The sequence below is a fragment of the Streptomyces qinglanensis genome (assembly GCF_900111245.1).
In the GTDB taxonomy this organism is placed as follows: domain Bacteria; phylum Actinomycetota; class Actinomycetes; order Streptomycetales; family Streptomycetaceae; genus Streptomyces; species Streptomyces qinglanensis.
Genome location: NZ_FOGO01000008.1, coordinates 228,220 through 247,360, shown reverse-complemented (window position 1 = coordinate 247,360; position 19,141 = coordinate 228,220). Strand labels below are relative to the sequence as shown.

18 protein-coding genes and 1 tRNA gene are annotated in these 19,141 nt (G+C 74.7%); 9 read left to right on the top strand and 10 right to left on the bottom strand.

Going from position 1 to position 19,141, the window contains the following annotated elements; genetic code table 11:
• Positions 1–234: 234 nt before the first annotated feature.
• A complete protein-coding gene (locus BMX65_RS18840) occupies positions 235–1,521 on the top strand; it encodes a M6 family metalloprotease domain-containing protein (RefSeq protein ID WP_075001587.1) in 1,287 nt (428 codons plus the stop codon).
• 93 nt (positions 1,522–1,614) lie between these two features.
• Here the strand turns inward: BMX65_RS18840 and BMX65_RS33975 are convergent, their stop codons facing one another.
• From BMX65_RS33975 to BMX65_RS18810, 6 genes are all read right to left on the bottom strand, one after another.
• Positions 1,615–2,247 (bottom strand): MerR family transcriptional regulator, encoded by a 633-nt coding sequence (locus BMX65_RS33975; protein ID WP_075001488.1) that lies wholly within the window; start codon positions 2,245–2,247, stop codon positions 1,615–1,617.
• Positions 2,248–2,436: 189 nt separating this feature from the next.
• A tRNA-Lys gene (locus BMX65_RS18830) sits at positions 2,437–2,510 on the bottom strand.
• A gap of 210 nt (positions 2,511–2,720) precedes the next feature.
• Positions 2,721–3,125 carry a hypothetical protein gene (locus tag BMX65_RS18825; protein WP_075001586.1) on the bottom strand — a complete coding sequence of 135 codons (405 nt, stop codon included), beginning with the start codon at positions 3,123–3,125 and terminating at the stop codon, positions 2,721–2,723.
• Positions 3,126–3,230: 105 nt separating this feature from the next.
• A complete protein-coding gene (locus BMX65_RS18820; RefSeq protein ID WP_107437518.1) occupies positions 3,231–4,658 on the bottom strand; it encodes an AAA domain-containing protein in 1,428 nt (475 codons plus the stop codon).
• Positions 4,655–6,190, bottom strand: a complete 1,536-nt coding sequence (locus tag BMX65_RS18815; protein ID WP_075001487.1) for a hypothetical protein — start codon at positions 6,188–6,190, stop codon at positions 4,655–4,657. The genes BMX65_RS18820 and BMX65_RS18815 overlap by 4 nt, the downstream gene beginning before the upstream one ends.
• Positions 6,190–7,419 carry a hypothetical protein gene (locus BMX65_RS18810; protein WP_075001486.1) on the bottom strand — a complete coding sequence of 410 codons (1,230 nt, stop codon included), beginning with the start codon at positions 7,417–7,419 and terminating at the stop codon, positions 6,190–6,192. Before BMX65_RS18810 ends, BMX65_RS18815 begins: the two co-directional genes overlap by 1 nt.
• 157 nt (positions 7,420–7,576) lie before the next feature.
• On the opposite strand from BMX65_RS18810, the gene BMX65_RS18805 reads away from it, so the two are divergent.
• On the top strand, positions 7,577–8,170 hold the full coding sequence (locus tag BMX65_RS18805; RefSeq protein WP_075001485.1) for a histidine phosphatase family protein: 594 nt from the start codon (positions 7,577–7,579) through the stop codon (positions 8,168–8,170).
• Positions 8,171–8,379: 209 nt separating this feature from the next.
• Here BMX65_RS18805 and BMX65_RS18800 read toward each other — a convergent pair whose 3' ends face one another.
• On the bottom strand, positions 8,380–9,846 hold the full coding sequence (locus tag BMX65_RS18800) for an NsdA family TPR-like regulatory protein (protein WP_075001484.1): 1,467 nt from the start codon (positions 9,844–9,846) through the stop codon (positions 8,380–8,382).
• A 170-nt stretch (positions 9,847–10,016) separates the two neighbouring features.
• Between BMX65_RS18800 and BMX65_RS18795 the strand changes: the two genes are divergently transcribed.
• Positions 10,017–10,430 (top strand): hypothetical protein, encoded by a 414-nt coding sequence (locus BMX65_RS18795; protein WP_398758582.1) that lies wholly within the window; start codon positions 10,017–10,019, stop codon positions 10,428–10,430.
• Between the two features lie 100 nt (positions 10,431–10,530).
• Here the strand turns inward: BMX65_RS18795 and BMX65_RS18790 are convergent, their stop codons facing one another.
• On the bottom strand, positions 10,531–10,983 hold the full coding sequence (locus BMX65_RS18790) for a hypothetical protein (protein ID WP_239501832.1): 453 nt from the start codon (positions 10,981–10,983) through the stop codon (positions 10,531–10,533).
• A 247-nt stretch (positions 10,984–11,230) separates the two neighbouring features.
• Here BMX65_RS18790 and BMX65_RS18785 point away from each other — a divergent pair, with 247 nt between their 5' ends.
• Positions 11,231–12,175: a spermidine synthase gene (locus BMX65_RS18785; protein ID WP_075001481.1), complete on the top strand. Its 945-nt coding sequence runs from the start codon at positions 11,231–11,233 to the stop codon at positions 12,173–12,175.
• A 146-nt stretch (positions 12,176–12,321) separates the two neighbouring features.
• Here the strand turns inward: BMX65_RS18785 and BMX65_RS18780 are convergent, their stop codons facing one another.
• The gene (locus BMX65_RS18780; protein WP_079171967.1) at positions 12,322–12,873 is read right to left on the bottom strand and encodes a hypothetical protein; all 552 of its coding nucleotides are present in this window, start codon (positions 12,871–12,873) and stop codon (positions 12,322–12,324) included.
• 44 nt (positions 12,874–12,917) lie between these two features.
• On the opposite strand from BMX65_RS18780, the gene BMX65_RS18775 reads away from it, so the two are divergent.
• The 3 genes from BMX65_RS18775 (at position 12,918) to BMX65_RS18765 (ending at position 15,807) form a co-directional block, all read left to right on the top strand.
• Entirely contained in the window at positions 12,918–13,640 is a 723-nt protein-coding gene (locus BMX65_RS18775; RefSeq protein WP_075001479.1) for a response regulator transcription factor, read from the top strand.
• A 13-nt stretch (positions 13,641–13,653) separates the two neighbouring features.
• The gene (locus BMX65_RS18770) at positions 13,654–15,096 is read left to right on the top strand and encodes a sensor histidine kinase (RefSeq protein WP_075001478.1); all 1,443 of its coding nucleotides are present in this window, start codon (positions 13,654–13,656) and stop codon (positions 15,094–15,096) included.
• Between the two features lie 264 nt (positions 15,097–15,360).
• Entirely contained in the window at positions 15,361–15,807 is a 447-nt protein-coding gene (locus BMX65_RS18765; protein WP_075001477.1) for a nuclear transport factor 2 family protein, read from the top strand.
• A gap of 90 nt (positions 15,808–15,897) precedes the next feature.
• On the opposite strand, the gene BMX65_RS18760 is transcribed toward BMX65_RS18765, so the two are convergent.
• Positions 15,898–16,128: a chaplin gene (locus BMX65_RS18760; RefSeq protein WP_075001476.1), complete on the bottom strand. Its 231-nt coding sequence runs from the start codon at positions 16,126–16,128 to the stop codon at positions 15,898–15,900.
• A 330-nt stretch (positions 16,129–16,458) separates the two neighbouring features.
• Here BMX65_RS18760 and BMX65_RS18755 point away from each other — a divergent pair, with 330 nt between their 5' ends.
• The gene (locus tag BMX65_RS18755; protein WP_075001475.1) at positions 16,459–17,493 is read left to right on the top strand and encodes a glycoside hydrolase family 18 protein; all 1,035 of its coding nucleotides are present in this window, start codon (positions 16,459–16,461) and stop codon (positions 17,491–17,493) included.
• Between the two features lie 242 nt (positions 17,494–17,735).
• On the top strand, positions 17,736–18,845 hold the full coding sequence (locus BMX65_RS18750) for a LacI family DNA-binding transcriptional regulator (RefSeq protein WP_075001474.1): 1,110 nt from the start codon (positions 17,736–17,738) through the stop codon (positions 18,843–18,845).
• The last annotated feature ends 296 nt before the right edge of the window (positions 18,846–19,141 follow it).

Sequence of the window (19,141 nt, the reverse complement as noted above, 5' to 3'; positions counted from 1 at the left end):
ACTATCGACCGCCCATTACGAAGAGTAGTCATACTGCAGTTGACTCGTCCGGTCTATCGAAACAGCGCATCACCGGACATACGGCGCGAATCTGAGGAGGGTCCATCTGTCCTCTTCCGGTGAGGTCCTCGCGTGGCGCATGCGTCTGTACCCGACGGAGTGGCTCCGCGCCGTCCCGGGCGCGGCGCGGACTCCCTGGGTCCCGGTGCCCGGCACCGGGTGGGAGCGGTGCTCATGGCGCTGACCGCCTTCATGGGGGTCGGCCTGGTGGCCGGTCCCGTGCAGGCCGTCGCGGCGGGCATGCCGTGCGCCCTGCCGCGCACCGATGCGCACCACTCGCTGGGTCTGGACACCTGGAACGCCTCCTATCCGCGTCCCGAGGGGACGCTCGACGCCGCCCTTCTCTTTCTCTCTTTCCCCGATGCGACCCCGATGGCCACCCCTCGCGAGCTTGTGAATGACCATTTCCCGGCTACATCAGACTTTTTCAAGCGGGCGAGTTACGGAAAGTTCCGCTTGCGACCGCGTCCGATCGACCGCTGGATCCGGATGCCCCGCCCCGCCGCGGAGTACGACATACAGCGCGACTGGGACGCTGACCTGCGCAATTCCTACCTGCGCGACGCTGTCGCCGCCGCCGATCCGCGGGTGGACTTCGGTCGCTACGACGTCGTCTACCTGATCGCAGACCCGGACGCCCCGGGGGTGGATCCCGATGCGACAAAAGTCGTCAACCTCAATGAGCCGCTGCATGCGGACGGGGTGGAGCTCGACCGCATCGTCACCGTGTTCGAACAGAGTCCACCCGACCGCAATGTCCTGGCCCACGAGACCGGGCATCTCTTCGACCTGCCCGATCTCTACCAGCGCCCTTCCGACGGCAAGGCGGACTGGGACACCAGGGTCGGGGACTGGGACCTGATGGGCAGCCAGTTCGGGCTCGCACCCGAGCCGCTCGGCTGGCACAAGTGGAAGCTCGGCTGGCTGGGGCGGTCCAACGTGGCCTGCATCCCGACGACCGGGGACGCGGCCCGGCAGCAGGCGCACGCGGAATCGCCCCGCACCCGCTACACCCTGCGGCCCCTCACCGCCCCCGCGCACCGGGCGCAGCCCCGCCGCGAGGTGCGGCGCCCGGTCGCGGCCGGGCCGCCGCCCGCGCCCGCGCGCGAGACCCCGGAGGCGGGCGCGGACGGAGTCCGGCTCCTCGTCCTGCGGACCGGCGCGCACCGGGCCCTGGTCATGGAGATCCGCGAACGCGCGGGCAACGATGTGGGGGCCTGCTCCGAAGGACTGCTGATCTACCGGGTGAGCAGCGACACACCCTCCACGCACGGCCCCGTGGAGGTCGTCGACGGCCATCCGGGGACCTCCCGCTGCCGCGAGACCTCCGTGCACAGCCAGCTCGCCGACGCGCCGCTCGGCGTGGGTGAGAGCTGGTCCGACCCCCGCGACGCCTTCCGCGTCGAGGTCACCGGACGCACCCCGGACGGCGACTGGACACTGCGCGTGGTCAGAAGCTGACGAGCGCCGCGCGGCGGGCGGCCCGGGGCCGGTGGGCGGGGAGCGGGCGGCGCGGGGCCGGGCGGGGGCGCCCGGGGCGCCGGGTGCCGGAGGTCAGTCGCACAGCTCGGCCGACCGGTGCGCCTGGGCGAGGCGGCGCAGCGCGGCCAGCAGCGCGTCGCCCAGGATGTTGCCCAGGACCACCGCCTCGGCCATGGCGTCCGCGTCCGGGCGCTTCCGGACGATCTCCAGATCGGTGGCGGCCACGGCGTCCGCGGCGCGTGCGTAGCTGTCGAGCTGATCGGCGAAGTCGTCCTGGCCCAGTCCGCGCAGCGCCCCCAGGACCCGCGCTGCGGCGGCCAGCGCGGGAGCGTGCTCCTCGACCTGCCAGCCGTGGCGTGCGACAAGGGCCCGGATCTCGGCGAGGGCCTCGCGCTGTCCCGGCTCCTCGGGGTGGGCCGGCCCCGTCCGGGCGGCGGGGACGGTCTGCCGGGCGGCGCCCCGCACCTTGCGGCTGCCGGTCTGCGGGCTGTCGAGCGCGGCGACGACGTCGCGGGCGGCGGCGACCGAGAGTCCGCCCACCTCCAGCAGGGCGCGGATCAGGCGCAGCCTGGTCACGTGCTGCTCGTCGTACCGGGCCTGGTTGCGACCGGTGCGCTCGCCGGGCGCCAGCAGCGACTCCCGTACGTAGTACTTGATCGTCGGTGCGGGCACTCCGCTGAGTCGACTCAGCTCCGCAATGCGCATCGGTTTCCCTTCTCCGCTCTGCACGAGGCCATGTGCACCTTCTCCCAACCGTGATAGATAGTCCAACTATCGGGAGTGGGACTGCTCGCTGTCCACGGTGTCGGGACCCGGACCCGCGGTGACCGGTCCAGGGGTGGCCGCACACACGACGAAGGCCCCCCGCTTCCGCGAGGGGCCTTCGACTGTCTGTGCGCCGCCAGGGACTCGAACCCCGGACCCGCTGATTAAGAGTCAGCTGCTCTAACCAACTGAGCTAGCGGCGCCTGCTGACGTCGTAGACCTTAGCACCACGATCCGGTGAAGCGAAAATCGATATTCCGCACGCCCCCTCCCCGACCTGCGGCGCCGGGACGGAGGCCGGGGGACGGAGGGGTGTGCGGCCCGGGAAGCCGGCCGCCCGGGAGTACCGCCACCCCCGGCCCCCGACGCCCCGCCGACGGCCCCGCCGAACCCCGGCACGCCGCCGGGGAGACTCACTGCCGACCGGGCGGCCGGGTGCCCGGCACCCGGTCCCGCAGCAGATCCTGGCCGAACTGGATCATCTTGCGGGCATACTCCTCGCTCCAGCCGCCCCGGTCCGCGATCGCCTCGTCCGGCAGCTTGTCGAACCGCTTGGGATCGGCGAGCTGCGCGGCCGCCGACGCCTGGTACTCCTGCGCCCGGTCGGCGGCCGCACGGAACGCGTGCACCAGCTCCGTCGCCCGGTCCAGCAGCTCCTTGGGATCGGTGAGCGACTCCAGGCCGAAGAAGTGCTCGTCGTCGGGGGCCGCCTCGGCCGGCTCGAACAGCAGCGGTGCCGGTCGGCGGTACAGCGGGCCGCCCCCGCTTCCCCCGCCGGACGAGCGCGAGGGATCCGGAGCCGAGTGCGGCTCAGCCATGTACATACCTCCAAGGTGGTGGGCCGCCCTCCATTGTGCGCTCCGCACCCCCGTCCCCGCACGGCCCGCGGAAGCGGCCGCTCTCCGGACGCCGGGCCCGCGCCGTCACTCCTCCCGCACCCGGTGCCCGGCCAGGTGTGCCAGCACCGCCTGATGGGCCTCCCAGCCGTCCGGAGCCGGTGCCGCGGCGCCGAGCTGCACCGGCTCGGTCGCCGGATGGTCGTCCAGCAGCTCGGAGACGCCCGCCCGGCACACCACCACGCACGCGTGCCGATGCCGCGACGCCAGCACGCACAGCCGCCCCGTCTCCAGATGGAAGTCGGTCGCGTCCGGCCGCCCGGACAGCGGGTGCAGCACGACGGTGACGTCGAACTCCCGCCCCTGGAGCCGGTTGGCCGTGTCGACGGTGACCCGCGCGGCGACGTCGCCCCCGGCCCCTTCCGGCCCGGCCAGCGCCGCCCGGACCGCCGCCGCCTGGTCCCGGTGCGCCGTGCCCACCGCGATCCGGTCGGCGGACAGCGGCGAGCTCGGGTCGCCGTCGCCGTGCTTCTCGCCGCGGGTGCGGCCCTCCCGCTCCAGCATCCGGTGCACCAGCCGCGCGACCGCCGCGACGGCCTCCGGGTCCGTCCGGGGCGTACGGGCCGCGGGCAGCTCCAACAGGCCCCAACCGGCCCCGGCGGCCTCGTCCAGCACCGCGTCCAGCGGCGAGCCGTCGGCCGGCTCGGTGAAGGCGAGCTGCCGCTCGCCGGGTCCGGTCCCGCTGCGGAACGGCGTGTACGGGTAGAACGCGTCCGACACCAGCGCGGCCGCCGAAGCGGGCAGCCGCCAGGAGACCGGCAGCCGGTGCTGCGGCAGCCCGGGATTGTGCGCCAGCAGCGTGCCGACCGCGCCGGCGGAGGGATCGTGCGCCTGGCCCGCCCACTGCTCGACCCCGACCTGGCTGAACGGATCGAGCTGCCCCGGATCGCCCACGAACAGCGCCCGCTCGAACAGCCCGGCCACCGCCAGCAGCGCGTCCGAGCGCATCTGGTACGCCTCGTCGACGATCGCGTACCGCCACGGCTGCTCCGGCGCCACCCACGCCCACTTCGCCGCGGTGGAGACCACCACCTCCAGCCCCGCCAGGTCGGCGGGCTTCGCGGAAGGCCGCACCGACGGGTGCCGGTCCAGCATCGGGTCGTAGGGCCTGGGCTCACTGCTGTGCAGCCGGCCCACCGGCAGCTCCGGGTCGGCCGTCGCCAGCCGGTCCACCAGGTCGTCCACCTGCGCATTCGTCTGCGCGACGACCATCAGCGGATGCCCGGCTGCGGCCAGCTCACGCGCGGCCCGCACCACGAGGGTGGACTTGCCCGCGCCGGGCGGCGAGTTCACCACCACACCCCGGTGCGCGCCCCCCAGCGTGTCGGCCAGGATCGCCTCGGTGGCCGCGGCGGCGGCCCGGCCCGGGTCGGCCGCGCCCTCCGCGTCCGGGGCCGCCGCCCCTGCGCTGCCCGCCCGCCGCGGGCTCCCCGGCTGCTCCACCAGCGCCGTCACAGCACGTCCTCCGCGGTCACCGGGTCGGGCCGCTCCGCGACCCGGTCGCCCGGCGGGCCCCCGTGCGTCCAGGGCGTCTCCTCCGGCTCCGGCAGTCCGGGCCCGCCCCGCGGCGCGTGCTCGAACACCGTCCAGCACATCAGCTCGCCCTTCTCCGGCACCGTGCCCGGCGCCGGCTCCTTGCCCCGGCCCATCCCGCTGACCAGCCGCAGCACGTACTCCCCGGGGCCCGCCAGCTCCGCCAGCTCGGCCTGCTGCTGCGCCCCGGCGGGCAGCCGGCGGTGCAGCTTGTCCCCGTCGGACAGCAGCGGCACGTCCTGGGTGTGCACCGTGACCAGCGGGCGGGGCGAGGGCCGCTTGCCGTCCGAGTACGCCATCTCGACCTCCAGCACCTCCGCCAGGAACGCCTCGCCCGCCAGCCGACGCGCGGCCATCACCAGCGGGTCGTCCAGCGCCTCCTGCGCGTCCAGCTCCGCCTGCCGCTGCTCGCGCATGGCGAGCTTGCGGGCGGCCGTCACCGCGTCGTCCCGGCGCGGCTGCGGCGGCTCGCCCGCTCGCAGCCGGTCCCGGTGGTGGGTGTAGGACTGCCGGTCGCGGCGCCATCTGTCGGGCAGATGCGCGGCCCCGGGCAGCGTGCGCAGCAGGTCGACGCCCTGCCACATGGCCTCCCAGGTGGGGCTGAGCTGCTCCGCGACCAGGTCGTGCACCTCCTGGGCGGCGCCCGGCACTCCGCGGTCGTGCCGCGCGAGCGCCGGGGCCAGCAGCTCGTTGTCGAACGCCGGGTCGGTCGCGGGCCCGGCGGGCGGCACCAGGAGCTGCCCGCGCTCGTCCCGGCCCAGCTCGGCCCGGAGCGCCGCTTCGGCCCCGCCGAGCCCGTCCGGCGGCGCCAGCCAGGCCAGCAGCGCGCCCAGGTGCTGGTCCTCCAACTGGCTCTGCCCGGTGGCCCAGTGCCGGGACAGCAGCCCCGTCATCGGCAGCAGCAACGAGGAACCCGGCACCCGGGCGCGCTCGCCGTAGTGCGTCAGCCAGCGGCCCAGCAGCGGCACCCGGGGCGGCGCCGGATGCTCGGCTTCCGGATCCTCCTCCGCGGTGCGCCGGAACCGCATCGAGCGCCCCAGCAGCCGCACGAAGTCCACACCGGGACCGGTGGGCACCAGCACCTGCGGCGCGTCGGTGCACAGCTCCGCCTCGACGGTGACCCGCTTCCCGGTCTCCGGGTCGGCCTCCTTGCGCTCGACCAGCTCCACCTCGTCCTGGCAGGACTCCAGGTGCGGCAGCACCGCCTCCGCCAGCCGTCGCAGGAAGGCGAACCGCAGATCGCGGTCGCGCGGCTGCGCCACGGTGAACACCTCGGGCGCCGCCCGCTCGGTGCCCAGCATCACCCCCAGCGGGGCACCGTTCTCCCCGGCGGTCGTCAACGGGACAAGTACGAGGGGGCGTTCGGCCAGGTGGCGATGGCGTACGGTCGCCACCGGCCGCGCGTGGTCGCTCGCGGCGGCCTCCATCCGCGCCAGCGCGCTCAGCAGCGACATCAGCGCGCCTCCGTCCGCGGTGCGGCGGCCGCGGCTGCCGCACCGCCGGGGCCGGCAGCCCCCTCACCGCCGCCGCACGCCTCGGACGCGCCTGCCGACTGCGCGGCCGACAGCGCCTCGGCCCGCAGCGCCGCCGCCCTGCGCAGCAGCGCCGCCGCCGGATCCGGCGCGGGGTCGGCCGGGTCGCCGGAGGCCGCCGAGAGCACCTCGGCCACCGTCCCCAGGCCGCCCAGTTCGCCCCGCACCGAGCGGCCCAGTGCGACCACTTCGCCGTTCCGGCGGGCCCGGTCGCGGCAGTGGAACGCCAGTTCGCAGGTGGACAGGCACTCGGGTGCGTAGGCGGCGGGCACCGCCTCGACGGCCGCCGCCAGCGCGCCCGGCTCCTGAGCAGGGGCGAAGTGGGCGCCTGCGGGCAGTTCGGCGGCGATCTCCTCCAGCCCGGTCAGCCGCCTCAGCCGGCGCCGGGTGGCGGCGATCTGCTTGCGCAGTTGCAGCAGGCCGCCGGTGGGCAGGTTGGAGAAGTCCTTCGGGCACACCAGCAGCGCCTCTTCGCGCACCGTGCGCAGGCCCTCCAGCGCGAGTGCGTAGACCGCTGCCTGCCGGGCCGCGGCTCCCGCCTTCACCGGATCGGCCGCTCCGTCCAGGATCGGGAAGGACTTGATCTCGATGATCGACACCGTGCCGTCCGGGTGGACGGCCAGCGCGTCCGGCTCCAGATAGGCCGTGGAGCCCGCCACCTGCAGCGAGAGCAGCGGATGGTCCAGCAGCGTCCAGCACCCGTCCGCCGCCGCGGAGAGCGCCTCGCGGGTGCGGAAGGCGCGGGAGGCCGGTCCGTCGGCGGCCAGCTCCGGCACGGTGATCTCGGCCGGATCCGGTCGGTCCGCACCGGTGTGGCTGCACAGCAGTTCGAGCAGGACCTGCCCGCCGTCCGCCTTCACCTGTGCTTCGAACGCGTTGCCGCGGATCAGCGCGAACTGCGACTGCCCGAACGGCGCGGGTGCGCCGAGGGCCTGGGCCACCGCGCTCTTGTCCACCCCCGCGCCGTCCAGCAGTGCACGGCGCCGGCAGCCGGGGTTGGCGGCGAGCGCGGACAGCGCCCGCGCGTCCAGAGGGCGCTGCGGCACGTCGGGCCCGCCGCGCAGTTCGGCGAGCCGCTGCGGCGTGGCCTGCCGGCCCGTCGGTCCGGCGCCCGGCGGCGGGGTCTGCTTCGGTGGCGAGGAGCGAGTCATCGGTGTGGCCTCGGGGGAGGGTGCGGTACCCGGCGAAGTCTCGCATCCTGCGCCGACAACGCGCCCCCGCCCGGTCGTTTCCGCGCGAGCTGAGTGAAGATGGAGGGGTGGTTTCCGGACAGACCGGAGCACCGAGAAGCACGTCCGAGAGGTCTCCATGGCAGCGCGCATCCTCCTCGTCCGGCACGGTCAGACCGCATGGTCGGTGTCCGGGCAGCACACCGGCCGCACGGACGTCCCGCTGCTGGACGAGGGGCGCCGGATGGCGAAGCTGCTGGGCGAGCGGCTGCACCGGGCACCCTGGAACGGGCTGCCCGATGCCGAGGTGCGCACCAGCCCGCTGGTCCGCGCGAGCGAGACCTGCGAACTGGCGGGCTTCCCGCAGGCACAGCCGTGGGACGCGCTGATGGAGTGGGACTACGGCGACTACGAGGGCCTCACCCCGCAGCAGATCCGGGAGCGCGCCGGGGACGACTGGTTCATCTGGCGGGACGGCGTGACCGGCGGCGAGACGCTGGCCGAGGTCGCGGCCCGCGCCGACGAGGTGGTGCGCTGGGCGCGCTCGGCCGACCGCGACGTGCTGGTCTTCGCGCACGGCCACATCCTGCGTGTGCTGGGGGCCCGCTGGCTGGGCTACGACCCGTCGTTCGCGGCCCGCCTGAAGCTGGACCCCGCCTCGCTCTCCGTCCTCGGCTGGGCCTACGGGGACCCCGCCGTCGAGCGCTGGAACGACACCGGGCACCTGGACTGACCGGCCCGCTGCGCCTGCCGTCCTTCTCCCGGTTCCCCGGGCCCCGCGGGAGCGGCCCGTGCCCGGGGCCCCGGCGTGCGGCGGGGGAGCGGGGCGGTGTTCCGTACGGTGCGCGGGTACCGGCGGTGTGCGGTTCCGGGCGGTACAGGGCGGTACAGGGCGGTACAGGACACCGGCGGCGCGGCGCGCACCGCCCGGGTGCCGGGCCGTCAGACCGTCGCCGCCCGGCGGTCGAGGAAGGCGGCGACCGCGGGCTCCCCGCGGAAGGCGGTGAGCCGTTCGGCTGCCGCCTCCAGCATGGCGCTGATCCGGGTGGACTGGACGGGGCCGAGGAAGTCCAGTGCCTGCGACCCGGCGGCCGCCGCCTCCTCCGCTTGGCCCAGCGCGGCCAGATCGCCCGCGAGTTCGGCGGTGAACAGCGCGCGGTTGCGGGTGAAGTGCGGGTCCTGGAGCTGTACGGCCCGGGCGGCGTGCTCCGCGGCGCGGTCCCACATGCCCAGTGCCGACCAGCACTGCGCCTCCAGCCCCTCCAACTCCGCCTCTCCGAAGAAGGTCATCCATTCGGGGTCGTTCTCGCAGGTGCCCTTGGCGAACAGGCGGCGGGCCCGGGCCAGCGCCTGTCGGCAGCCCGCCCGGTCGCCCAGGCCGGACCAGCCCCCGGCCTCGCGCAGCGCGAGCAGCGACAGCAGATGGTGCGAGCCGAGGCTCTCGGCGGCCTGCCGGCCCGCCTGCGCGGCGCGTACGGCCTCCCGGGGGCGGCCCGCGTCCCGGGCGAGGAAGGCGGTGTTGCAGAACGCGTGCGCCTCCAGTGCCGGGTCCTGGGCGACCCGCGCGGTGGCCAGCGCCTCACCGTAGTGCGAGCGGGCGTCGCTGTAGCGGCCGGAGTCGTGGGCCAGCCAGCCCACGGAGATGGCCAGTTCGCCCGCCCCGGCGTGCAGTCTGTCGGTGATCGACTGGCGGTGACTGCCCGCGTCCAGCATGCCGTACGCGGCCTGCAGCGAGCCGATGGCCCGGCGGTAGAGCCGGGCGCCGCCGTGCCGGTCGTCGAGCAGCCGGATCCGGCGCACGGCGTCCTCGACGGCACCGGCCTCGGCGTCCCCCACGTGTGCGTGAGCGGGGACCGCCGGGGGTGCGGGACGGTCGGCCCAGGCGCTGGGCGCGGTACCGCCCAGGGAGGTGGCGGTTAGGGCGGCGGGACCGCCGGTCATGAAAGCGCGACGTAGCACGTCGCTCTCCTCGTCGTACTCGGGACAGTTGGGGAATACGGTGAAACCAGGGCTGTCGGAACGGATGGTGAAAGGGGGGAGTGGCGAGTGGGTGGAATCGTTGCGGCGCATGGTGGATTGCAGGGGCGCACGCTCATCGGTCTGCGCCCTGCGAGTACGCGCTGCACGACCGCGCACCGCCTCGCGGGGTGCGAAGCCCATGTCCGTCAGCGAACAGCCCGGGAACATGTGCCGGAACACCCGCTCGTAGGCGTAGTTGGGGCATCTGATCTCCCCGGACTCCACGCGGCCGACGTAGCGCGCGTCGCAGGAGACCTGTTCGCCGATCTCGCGGGCCGAGCGGCGCACGGCCGCCGCGAACTCCCCCGGGGAGAGATGCCCCCTCAGCGCCCGGAAAGCGGTGTTGGGGCGATGCTGCGGTGCTGGTGACGTTGAGGGTGGCGACGCCATGGCTGAAACGTACCGGCTGTGACGGGGCAGGCACCCAGTGTTTGGCTACAAACGGGATATCTCACCCTGCTTCTGCCATGAAGTGCCATCCAATGCGCTGGTTCGCCGCCGTAGCCGTTGACAAAGACAGCCGTTGAACGTGGCACAACGACCGCGAGGAGGCGTCTGAGTTGTTGGACACTGGCGTAGGCAGCGACGCGCGGGCGGCCCGGTGCGTTCCCGGCCCCTGCGACCTGGTGACCGTGCCGGCCCGGCACGGCCTCGAGGCCGTGGACATCCTCAGGCTCCGTGACGGTGTCGGCCCGGTGCTGCACGACCGGGCCGGGGACACTCTCGGCTTCCTCGTCCCGCCCGGCACCGCGGACTGCTGGGACCTGCCGGGAAGCGCCTGCACCCAGACCGCCGTCCCGGGGGTCGAGGGGTACGGGCCCGGGGCGCGCGGCACGTCGGGCGAGCCTCCGGTGGCCGGCACCGGCTGGCTGGTGCCCCCGGAGGGCGCCTACGCGCACGCCACCGAGCCGGCTGAACTCCGCGCCGCCCTCGGTGAGGCGGCCCGCACCATCGCCGCCGCCGGGCGCGGGTAGCGACGCGATCGCCGCCGCCGGGCGCGGGTGGCGACGCGCCGAAAGGGCTGCCCAGCGCCCCGCCCCGGAACGCTCGGCAGCCCAGTGTGCTCCCGCGGGTTCAGCGCCCGTAGGCGCCGCCGCGCAGTGCCCGGGTACCGGCCGGGCAGACCAGCGTCACGCGCTTGCTGCCCGACAGGACGGGCGTGACGTAGCGGACCCGGTTCGAGCAGTCGACGAAGACCCGGTACGCCGAACCGGAGCAGGAGATCGCGAAGACCCGCCCGGAGAGGTAGGGACTCCAGCAGCGCAGGGAGGCCCGTGCCGGCGGCAGGGACTGTCCGAACCGGCCGGCCGGCGTTGCCTTGCCGGTCCGGGCGGCGCCGGTCTTGAGGTCCTTGCTCGCATAGTCCGCGGTCGCCGCCACCCCGGGTGCCGGGGCACCGGCGGCGGCCGCACCGGGTGCGGTGGTGCCGGGTGCTGCGGCTGCCGCCGCGGGAGCCACCGCGCCGCCGATTCCGAGCGCGAGTACCGCGCTCATGCCCAGTGCTGCCAGGGAATTCCGAACTTTCATTCCTTTCCTCTTTTCTCAGTCGCACGGCCGACAGAGCCGGTCGCTCGATTTCGGAGCGACAAAAGAGAGAATCAAGGACGGTCAAAGGCGAAAGCAAGAATTCCGCACTTTTCGTATTGTAGTCACCGGCCCGGAGTTGAACCGCCGGACCCTACGGGACGAGGGGGAACGATCCCGAGCAGGCGCGCAGCGCAGCCCGGAAACCGCCCGTGTGGGTTACCTGGGAAGAGTGTCGGACAATGGGCGCATGGCACGGGGTACGGCACGGCGGCACGCCGACGAGCGGGACAGGGTGAGCGGCAAGGGGCGTGCCGGACAGCGCTCCGGACAGCACTCCGAACCGCGGGGCAGGGGGCGGGACCGGAGCGTCGTCCGCGCGCAGGTGGACGGCGGTGCGGCCGCGCTGGTGCCCGATCCCGACCGGCCGCACGCCTGGTCCCTGCTGCTGGACGAGGCCCCGCAGTCGTACGTCGATCTCGCCGACCCCACCCACCTCGGCTTCGAGTACCAGCGGAGACTCGGGCACGTGGTGGACCTCCTCGCGCCGCCCGGCCGCCCGGTCCAGGTCCTGCACCTGGGCGGCGGTGCGCTCACGCTCGCGCGGTACGTGGCTGCCACCCGGCCGCGCTCCACGCAGCAGGCGGTGGAGGTGGACGAGACGCTGACCCGGCTGGTGCGCGAGCACCTCCCGCTGGAGCCGGGCCGGCGCATCCGGGTGCGGAGCGGCGACGCGCGCGCGGCACTGGCACGGCTGCCCGAGGCGTGGGCGGATCTCGTCATCGCCGACGTCTTCGGCGGCGCCCGCACCCCGGCGCACCTCACCAGCGTGGAATTCCTGCACGAGGTCCGGCGGGTACTGCGCCCCGCCGGGTGGTACGCGGCGAACATCGTGGACGGTGCGCCGCTGCGCCATCTGCGGGCCCAGACCGCCACGGCGGGCGCCGTCTTCCCGGAGCGCTGCCTGCTCGCCGACCCCGCGGTGCTGCGCGGCCGCAGGTTCGGCAACGGCGTGCTGCTGGCCGCCGCGGGCGAACTGCCTGTCGCCGAACTGACCCGGCGCACGGCCGGCGATCCGCATCCCGGCCGGGTGGCGGCCGGGCGCTCCCTGGACGCGTTCACGGCCGGCGCCGCGGTGGTGACGGACGCGACGGCCACGGCGTCCCCGCCACCGCCGGAGGGCACATTCGGATAGCCGACAGCCGACAGCCGGAAAACGCGGATCACCGAAATCGCGGATCCCCGAAAGGTGAACCCTCGGCCGCACCCGAAAAGCGAAATGCCGAATTCCGGTATTCCCGGTCCCGGGGCGGTTCCGGGACGCGGCGCTGCCGCGGGCGGTCAGCCGGCGAAGGTCTCCACGCGGGGTGCCGTGTTGTCCCAGCGGCAGAAGACCGAGGAGGACGAGGCGCCGTCGGTGAACGTCACCCGGATGTAGCCGGGTGCGTGCCAGACCCTCATCTGCCAGCCGGGATCCGGTGTCGCGGACACCAGCGTCCCGGTGCCGCCGCTGAGGTCGAAGACGGCTCTGCCGCCGCGCACGGTCACGCCTCTGACCTGGCCGGCGGGGCGCCTGCTCGGGCTGCGCGGGCCGTCGTCCGGGCGGGAGGCGGAGGCGGCGGGGGTGCTCGGCTGCTTCCGCGCGGGGGTCCGGGAAGGGGTGGGCGACGCGGACGAGGGGCGCGGTTCGGGCCGGTGGGTGGAGGAGGCCCGGGGTGAGGCGCGGTCGGTGGTCCCGTCGGAGACGGGCAGGGCCCCGGGGCTGTCATAGGCGGTGTTGTCCAGCACCGCGTGGACACCGAACCAGGAGAGCGCGGTGGCGGCGCCGGTGGCCAGGATCCAGGCACCCACGGGCAGCCAGCGTGATCCGGTACGTCGACTCAGGCGCTGCATCCCCGTCAGGGTAGAGCCAGTCGGAATGTCGTACGGTTCCGCCCATGGCAAGTGTGCTCGTGGTCGAGGACGACCAGTTCGTGCGCTCCGCCCTCATCCGGCACCTCACCGAGGCCGCGCACGCGGTCCGCAGCGTGGGGACGGCGCTGGAGGCCCTGCGTGAGGTGGCGCAGGTCGGTTTCGACGTGGTCGTCCTGGATCTCGGACTGCCGGACCTGGACGGCGCGGAGGCCCTGAAGATGCTGCGCGGCATCACCGACGTGCCCGTGATCATCGCCACCGCACGGGACGACGAGGCAGAGATCGTCCGGCTGCTGCACGCGGGCGCGGACGACTACTTGGTCAAGCCGTTCTCGGTGGCCCACCTCTCGGCCCGGATGGCGGCCGTGCTGCGCCGCACCCGTGCGGGGGAGTTCGGCGGCGGCAGCGGGGAGGGCGCCGGGGACGGCGTGCTGCGGGTGGGCGGGCTCGTGGTCGATCCGCTGCGCAGGATGGCCCAGTTGGACGGGACGGTACTCGCCCTCACCCGCCGGGAGTTCGACCTGCTCGCCTTCCTGGCGGGCCGGCCCGGAGTCGTCGTCCCGCGCAAGGAGCTGCTGGCCGAGGTGTGGCAGCAGTCCTACGGGGACGACCAGACGATCGACGTGCACCTCTCCTGGCTGCGGCGGAAGTTGGGGGAGACGGCGGCCCGGCCGCGCTATCTGCACACGCTGCGCGGTGTCGGCGTCAAGCTGGAACCGCCGCAGGGCGGGGGCGGGCCCGGGTGAGCGGCGGACCCGCGTGAGATGGGCGTTGGTGAAGGTCTGCCTCGCCGTGACGGTGATGGTGGTGGTGGCCTTCGCGGTGCCGCTGGCGCTGGTGGTCGAGGAGACCGCCCGCGACCGCGCCTTCGCGGGCGCCGAGCGGCAGGCGTCGGCGGTCGGTCCGGTGCTGGCCCTCACCCGCGACCGCCGCGCACTTCAGCGCGCCGTCGCCATCACCCAGGCGGGAGCCGAGGGCCGGATCGCGGTGCACGTACCGGCCGGGACGGCCGGGTCCGATGCCGCGGACGGTGCCGCCGAGGACGGCGGTGCCGTCCGCGGCGGGGAGGCGCTGCGCGTGGGGCGCAGTCGTGCGCCGCAGGACCGGCTGGCCGCCGCGCGGCGGCTCGGCAGCGCCTCCACCGTCGAGGTCGAGGGCGGGTACGCGCTGCTGCGGCCCATCGCCGTGGCGGGCGGGGAGGTCGCGGTCGTCGAGGTGTTCGTCCCTGATGCCGAGGTCACCCGGGGCGTGGCCACCTCCTGGATGATGCTCGCCGGGGTCGGCATCGCGCTGGTGCTCGGTTCGGTCGCGGTCGCCGACCGGCTCGGCACCCGGATGGTGCGGCCCGCCGAGCGGCTCGCCGGAGCCGCGCACGACCTGGGCGAGGGTGCGCTGGACGTGCGGGTGCCCGAGGAGGGGCCGACCGAACTGCGGTCGGCTGCGGCGGCGTTCAACTCCATGGCCGACCAGGTCGTGCAACTGCTGGCCAACGAACGCGAGTTGGCTGCCGATCTCTCTCACCGGCTGCGTACTCCGTTGACCGTGCTGCGGCTCAACGCCGCTTCGCTCGGCGAGGGCGACACCGCCGACCAGACGCGGGCCGCCGTCGCGCAGTTGGAGGCGGAGGTCGACCGGATCATCGGGGCGGCCCGCGAACAGCGCGCCCAGTCGCCGGGCACGCCGCACGCGGTCGCCTCGGACGCGGCCGAGGTGATCCGCGAACGGATGGCCTTCTGGTCGGCACTGGCCGAGGACGAGGGGCGCGAGGCGCGCGTCGCGGGGGCCGAGCGCCCGGTGCGGGTGCCGGTGGCCCGTGCCGAACTCGCCGCGGCCGTGGACGCGCTGCTGGGCAACGTCTTCCGGCACACCGCCGAGGGGACCGCCTTCTCCGTCGACCTGCACAGCGGCGGCCCCGGCAGCGAGGCCGTCATCGTGCTGGTCTCCGACGCCGGTCCCGGCATCCCCGACCCGGAGGCCGCGCTGCGCCGCGGCCACGGCGACGGCAGCCCCGGCTCGACGGGGCTCGGCCTGGACATCGTGCGCCGCGTCGCGGAGTCCACCGGTGGCGATGTACGGCTGGGCCGCTCGGTGCTCGGCGGTACCGAGGTGCGGATGTGGCTCGCGTTGCGCAGTGGCGCCGGGCAGCGCTCTCGCGCGAGCCGCCGGGTGCGCCGTCGGCTCCGGCGCCCGGCCCGCCGCTGAGCCGGGCGTGCGCCGGAGTCGCCGCCCGCGGGTGCCGACGCCCGCGGCAGCCGGGGAGCGCGGGTGCCGGCCCCGGTGTGTGCCGAGCGCGAGAACACGTACGCGGAGTCCGAACCGCGCGTGCGCGAGGCGGGGCGCGGCGCGCGCCCTGTTGCGGTGCGCGGGTGGTGGAGTACCCCGCTCCTGTGCGCCGCCGGGGCGGAGCGCGGGGAGCGCGGGAGGGTGGGGGCCGCACCGCATCCGCCGGAAGGAGAGCTGGACCCCATGAGCAGTGACGCACTCGCCGAAGGGCCCACCGAGGACCCCGCTGTCAACGCCTACCTGGCCGCCTTCGCCGACCGCGACGTGGACCGGCTGCTGGGGCTGGTGGCCCAGGAGGCCGTCTGGACCATTCCGGGTGACGCGCAGATCGTGCCCTGGGTGGGGACGCACCGCGGGCGGGAGACGCTGCGGTACGGGTACTACGCCCCGCTGTTCGAGGCCGTCGAGCCGCTGGCGTTCGACGTGCTGCACAGCCACGCGTCCGCCGGCGCGGTCTTCGTCAACGGCCGCTTCACCTTCCGGTTCCACCCCTCGGAAGAGGTGCTGGAGGACGAGCTCGTCGTCCGGTTCACGATCGCGGACGGGCTGATCACCTCGTTCCGCATCTACGAGGACTCCCTCGCTGTCGCCCGCGCCTACACCGGTGACCCCGGTCTGGGCCTGGTCTGACCCGGTCGCCCGGGGGCCGGAGACGGCGGACGCCGCCGGGTCCAGGACCCGTGGGGTCCGGACCCGGCGGCGCTGTGTGTCCGCCGTCGCTTACTTAGCGATGCACTTGTTGCCCAGGGCCGGGTTCAGCAGGCCGATGACGTTGACGGAGTTGCCACACACCTGGACGGGGATGTGGACCGGGACCTGGACGACGTTGCCGCTGAGCAGGCCCGGCGAGTTGGCGGCGCCGCCCTGGGCGCCGGCGTCGGCGGCCGCGGCGGAGGCCCCGCCCAGGACGAGGGCGGCGGCGCAGGCGGCGGTGGTCACGTGACGAAGCATGGTGTTCTTCCTCCAGGAGACAGACAACTTGCGCACTATCCAGACACAGCGACGCGGGCCAGGTCGTTGTGACTTTCCGACCAGCGCCCCACCGTCACTCCACGGAGTGGTGGAACCGTGCGGCGAATGGAGCAACCGGCGGAGCCGAGGTCCGTGCCGCCCGCCTCCCGCGACCGCGGCGCGCCCCTTAACGGGGCCCTTTCCGCTGCCTTAAGAGCGCCCTAAGGACTCCGGCAGATGTCTGCAAGGCGGCATTTGCCCGATTCGACGTCAGTAACGTGCTGCTCGCTCCATCCCGCAGATCCCCCCACGGAACGAGGCAGCAACGCGATGACGAACACAGCAGGCCACCGCCGCCGCACGAGCCGGGCAGCCAGGACGGCCATGGGCGCCGCCGCCGTGGCGCTCGTGGCGGGCGGCGGCTTCCTGCTCGCGGGCAACGCGACGGCGGGTGAGGAGGCGTCGGCGGCCGACGCGTCCGGCACGCCCTTCGCGCCGTACGTCGACACCTCGCTGCAGCCCTCCTACGACCTCGTGGCGAGCGCCGGACGGACCGGCGTGCAGGAGTACAACCTCGCCTTCGTCACCAGCGGCGGCGGCTGCGTCCCGAAGTGGGGCGGCGGTCAGGAACTCGAGGACGATCCCGTCGCCCGGCAGATCCCCGACCTGCGGGCCGAGGGCGGCGACGTGCGCGTCTCGTTCGGCGGCGCCAATGGCACCGAGCTGGGTACGGCCTGCGACTCGGCGGACGAGCTCGCCGCGGCGTACGGCAAGGTCGTCGACACCTTCGATCTCACGAAGATCGACCTGGACATCGAGGGCGCGGCCCTGCCCGACACCCGGGCCAACGAGCGACGCGCCAAGGCGGTCGCCGCGCTCCAGAGGAGCCACCAGGACCTGGACGTCTCCTACACCCTGCCGGTGATGCCCGAGGGGCTCACCGCACCCGGCGTGAAGCTGCTGGAGAACGCCGAGGCCAACGGTGTGCGGGTGTCGGCGGTCAACATCATGGCGATGGACTACGGCTCCTCCTACGACGGCGACATGGGCACATACGCCACCCAGGCGGCCACCGCGGCCCACGAGCAGGTCGCCGCCGCCCTCGGGCTGGACGACGAAGCCGCCTGGAAGGCACTGGCCGTCACCCCGATGATCGGCGTCAACGACGTCAATGTGGAGGTCTTCACGCCCGAGGACGCCGCACAGGTCCGCGCGTTCGCCGACGAGCACGGGATGGGCCGGCTCTCCATGTGGTCCGGCACCCGGGACAAGCCGTGCCTCGGCGGCCCCAAGGACCAGGCCGACCCGACCTGTTCCAGCATCGAGCAGAGCCCCGACGACTTCAGCAAGGCGTTCGCCGGCTGACTCCGACTCCCCCCACGGCCACCCCCCACGGCCACCCCCCACGGCCACCCCCCACGGCCACCCCCCACGGCACGGGGCGCGACGGCACCCACCCCCCCCACACCGCTGTCGCGCCCCGTCCTTCCGCCGTCCTTCCGCCGTCCTTCCGCCCGCACCCCTCCTGCTGCCGGGGGCGGTTGTAGTTGAATGTTCTCCTCGCCCGGGTCCCGCGGGGCCGGGGCCCGCGGCAGGGGGAGGGCACCATGGCAGCAGTACGCAGCGGACGGGCCCGCAGGACCGCACGGTCCGGGCCGACCCTGGAGGAGGTCGCCCGTCGCGCCGGAGTGGGCCGCGGCACCGTCTCCCGGGTCGTCAACGGCTCCGCCCGAGTCAGCGACCGCACCCGCGCCGCGGTCGAGGACGCGGTCGCCGAACTGGGCTACGTACCCGACCGGGTGGCCCGCGCCCTCGCGGCGGGCAGCGCGGACACCGTCGCGCTGGTGGTGCCCGAACCGGAGTCCCGGTTCTTCACCGAGCCCTACTTCGCGGCCGTCGTGCGCGGCATCAGCGCCGAACTCGCCCGCGCGGACATGCAACTGCTGCTCACCCTGCTGCACGGCCCGAAGGAGCGGGACCGCTTCGCGCAGTACGCCGCCTCCCACCACATCGACGGGGTGCTGCTGGTCTCCGTGCACGCCGACCACACCCTGCCCGACCTGCTGGCCCGGTCCGAGATCCCCGCCGTGCTGGGCGGCCGGCGACGGGCCGCGGAGCCGGTGCCGTACGTCGACTGCGACAACACCGGCGGTGCCCGCTCCGCCGTCACCCATCTGCTGGCACGGGGGCGCGGCACGATCGCCACGGTCACCGGGCCCGGCGACGTGTACGCCGCCCGCTGCCGCACCGACGGCTACCGCGAGGCGCTGCGTGCTGCGGACCGCCCGCTGGACGAGTCCCTGCTGGCCTGCGGCGACTTCACCGACGAGGGCGGGGAGCTGGCGATGCGGCAGCTCCTGGAGCGCGCCCCCGGGCTCGACGCCGTCTTCTGCGCCTCGGACGTGATGGCCGCGGGCGCCCGCCGCGCACTGCGCGCCGCGGGCCGGTCGGTGCCGGACGACGTCGCGCTGGTCGGATTCGACGACTCGGTCGTCGCCCGCCACACGGATCCGCCGCTGACCACCGTCCGCCAGCCGATCGGCGCCATGGGCGGAGAGATGGCCCGGGTGCTGCTGGAGCTGCTGGGGAAGTGGACACCGGGCACCCCCGGCACGGACGCCGGTGCGCGACGGGCGGGGGAGGGGCCGGCCGGGGAGGGACCGGACAGCCTGCATCGCGTGCTGCCCACCGAACTGGTGACCCGCGCCTCCTCCTGACGGAAGCTCACGTCACCCCATAGGCCGCGCTCCGGGTGCGCCGGACCCGCGGGGGCCGTTGCATCGCAGACATGGCTCGCACCGGGACCGGCAACACCCGGACGACCGCGGCACCTCGGCGCCGCAGCCGTCCCCTGGTCGGCTGCACCCTGGCAGCCGTCACCCTCCTCGCCCTGCCCGCCCCCTTCCTCGCTCTCACCAGCACGTCGTCGCACAGCCCCGCCCCCCAGCGGTCCGGCACTCCGGCTCCCTCCACCGCGCCCGCCGCGCCTCACGTGCCTCGGGCCTCCGGTCCG

What these genes read in the sequence shown, in the direction of transcription:
- BMX65_RS18840 (WP_075001587.1), top strand. Translation starts at nt 235, where the DNA reads ATGGCGCTGACCGCCTTCATGGGGGTCGGCCTGGTGGCCGGTCCCGTG.
- BMX65_RS33975 (WP_075001488.1), bottom strand. Translation starts at nt 2,247, where the DNA reads ATGCGCATTGCGGAGCTGAGTCGACTCAGCGGAGTGCCCGCACCGACG.
- BMX65_RS18825 (WP_075001586.1), bottom strand. Translation starts at nt 3,125, where the DNA reads ATGGCTGAGCCGCACTCGGCTCCGGATCCCTCGCGCTCGTCCGGCGGG.
- BMX65_RS18815 (WP_075001487.1), bottom strand. Translation starts at nt 6,190, where the DNA reads ATGTCGCTGCTGAGCGCGCTGGCGCGGATGGAGGCCGCCGCGAGCGAC.
- BMX65_RS18810 (WP_075001486.1), bottom strand. Translation starts at nt 7,419, where the DNA reads ATGACTCGCTCCTCGCCACCGAAGCAGACCCCGCCGCCGGGCGCCGGA.
- BMX65_RS18805 (WP_075001485.1), top strand. Translation starts at nt 7,577, where the DNA reads ATGGCAGCGCGCATCCTCCTCGTCCGGCACGGTCAGACCGCATGGTCG.
- BMX65_RS18800 (WP_075001484.1), bottom strand. Translation starts at nt 9,846, where the DNA reads ATGGCGTCGCCACCCTCAACGTCACCAGCACCGCAGCATCGCCCCAAC.
- BMX65_RS18790 (WP_239501832.1), bottom strand. Translation starts at nt 10,983, where the DNA reads ATGAAAGTTCGGAATTCCCTGGCAGCACTGGGCATGAGCGCGGTACTC.
- BMX65_RS18785 (WP_075001481.1), top strand. Translation starts at nt 11,231, where the DNA reads ATGGCACGGGGTACGGCACGGCGGCACGCCGACGAGCGGGACAGGGTG.
- BMX65_RS18780 (WP_079171967.1), bottom strand. Translation starts at nt 12,873, where the DNA reads ATGCAGCGCCTGAGTCGACGTACCGGATCACGCTGGCTGCCCGTGGGT.
- BMX65_RS18775 (WP_075001479.1), top strand. Translation starts at nt 12,918, where the DNA reads ATGGCAAGTGTGCTCGTGGTCGAGGACGACCAGTTCGTGCGCTCCGCC.
- BMX65_RS18765 (WP_075001477.1), top strand. Translation starts at nt 15,361, where the DNA reads ATGAGCAGTGACGCACTCGCCGAAGGGCCCACCGAGGACCCCGCTGTC.
- BMX65_RS18760 (WP_075001476.1), bottom strand. Translation starts at nt 16,128, where the DNA reads ATGCTTCGTCACGTGACCACCGCCGCCTGCGCCGCCGCCCTCGTCCTG.
- BMX65_RS18755 (WP_075001475.1), top strand. Translation starts at nt 16,459, where the DNA reads ATGACGAACACAGCAGGCCACCGCCGCCGCACGAGCCGGGCAGCCAGG.
- BMX65_RS18750 (WP_075001474.1), top strand. Translation starts at nt 17,736, where the DNA reads ATGGCAGCAGTACGCAGCGGACGGGCCCGCAGGACCGCACGGTCCGGG.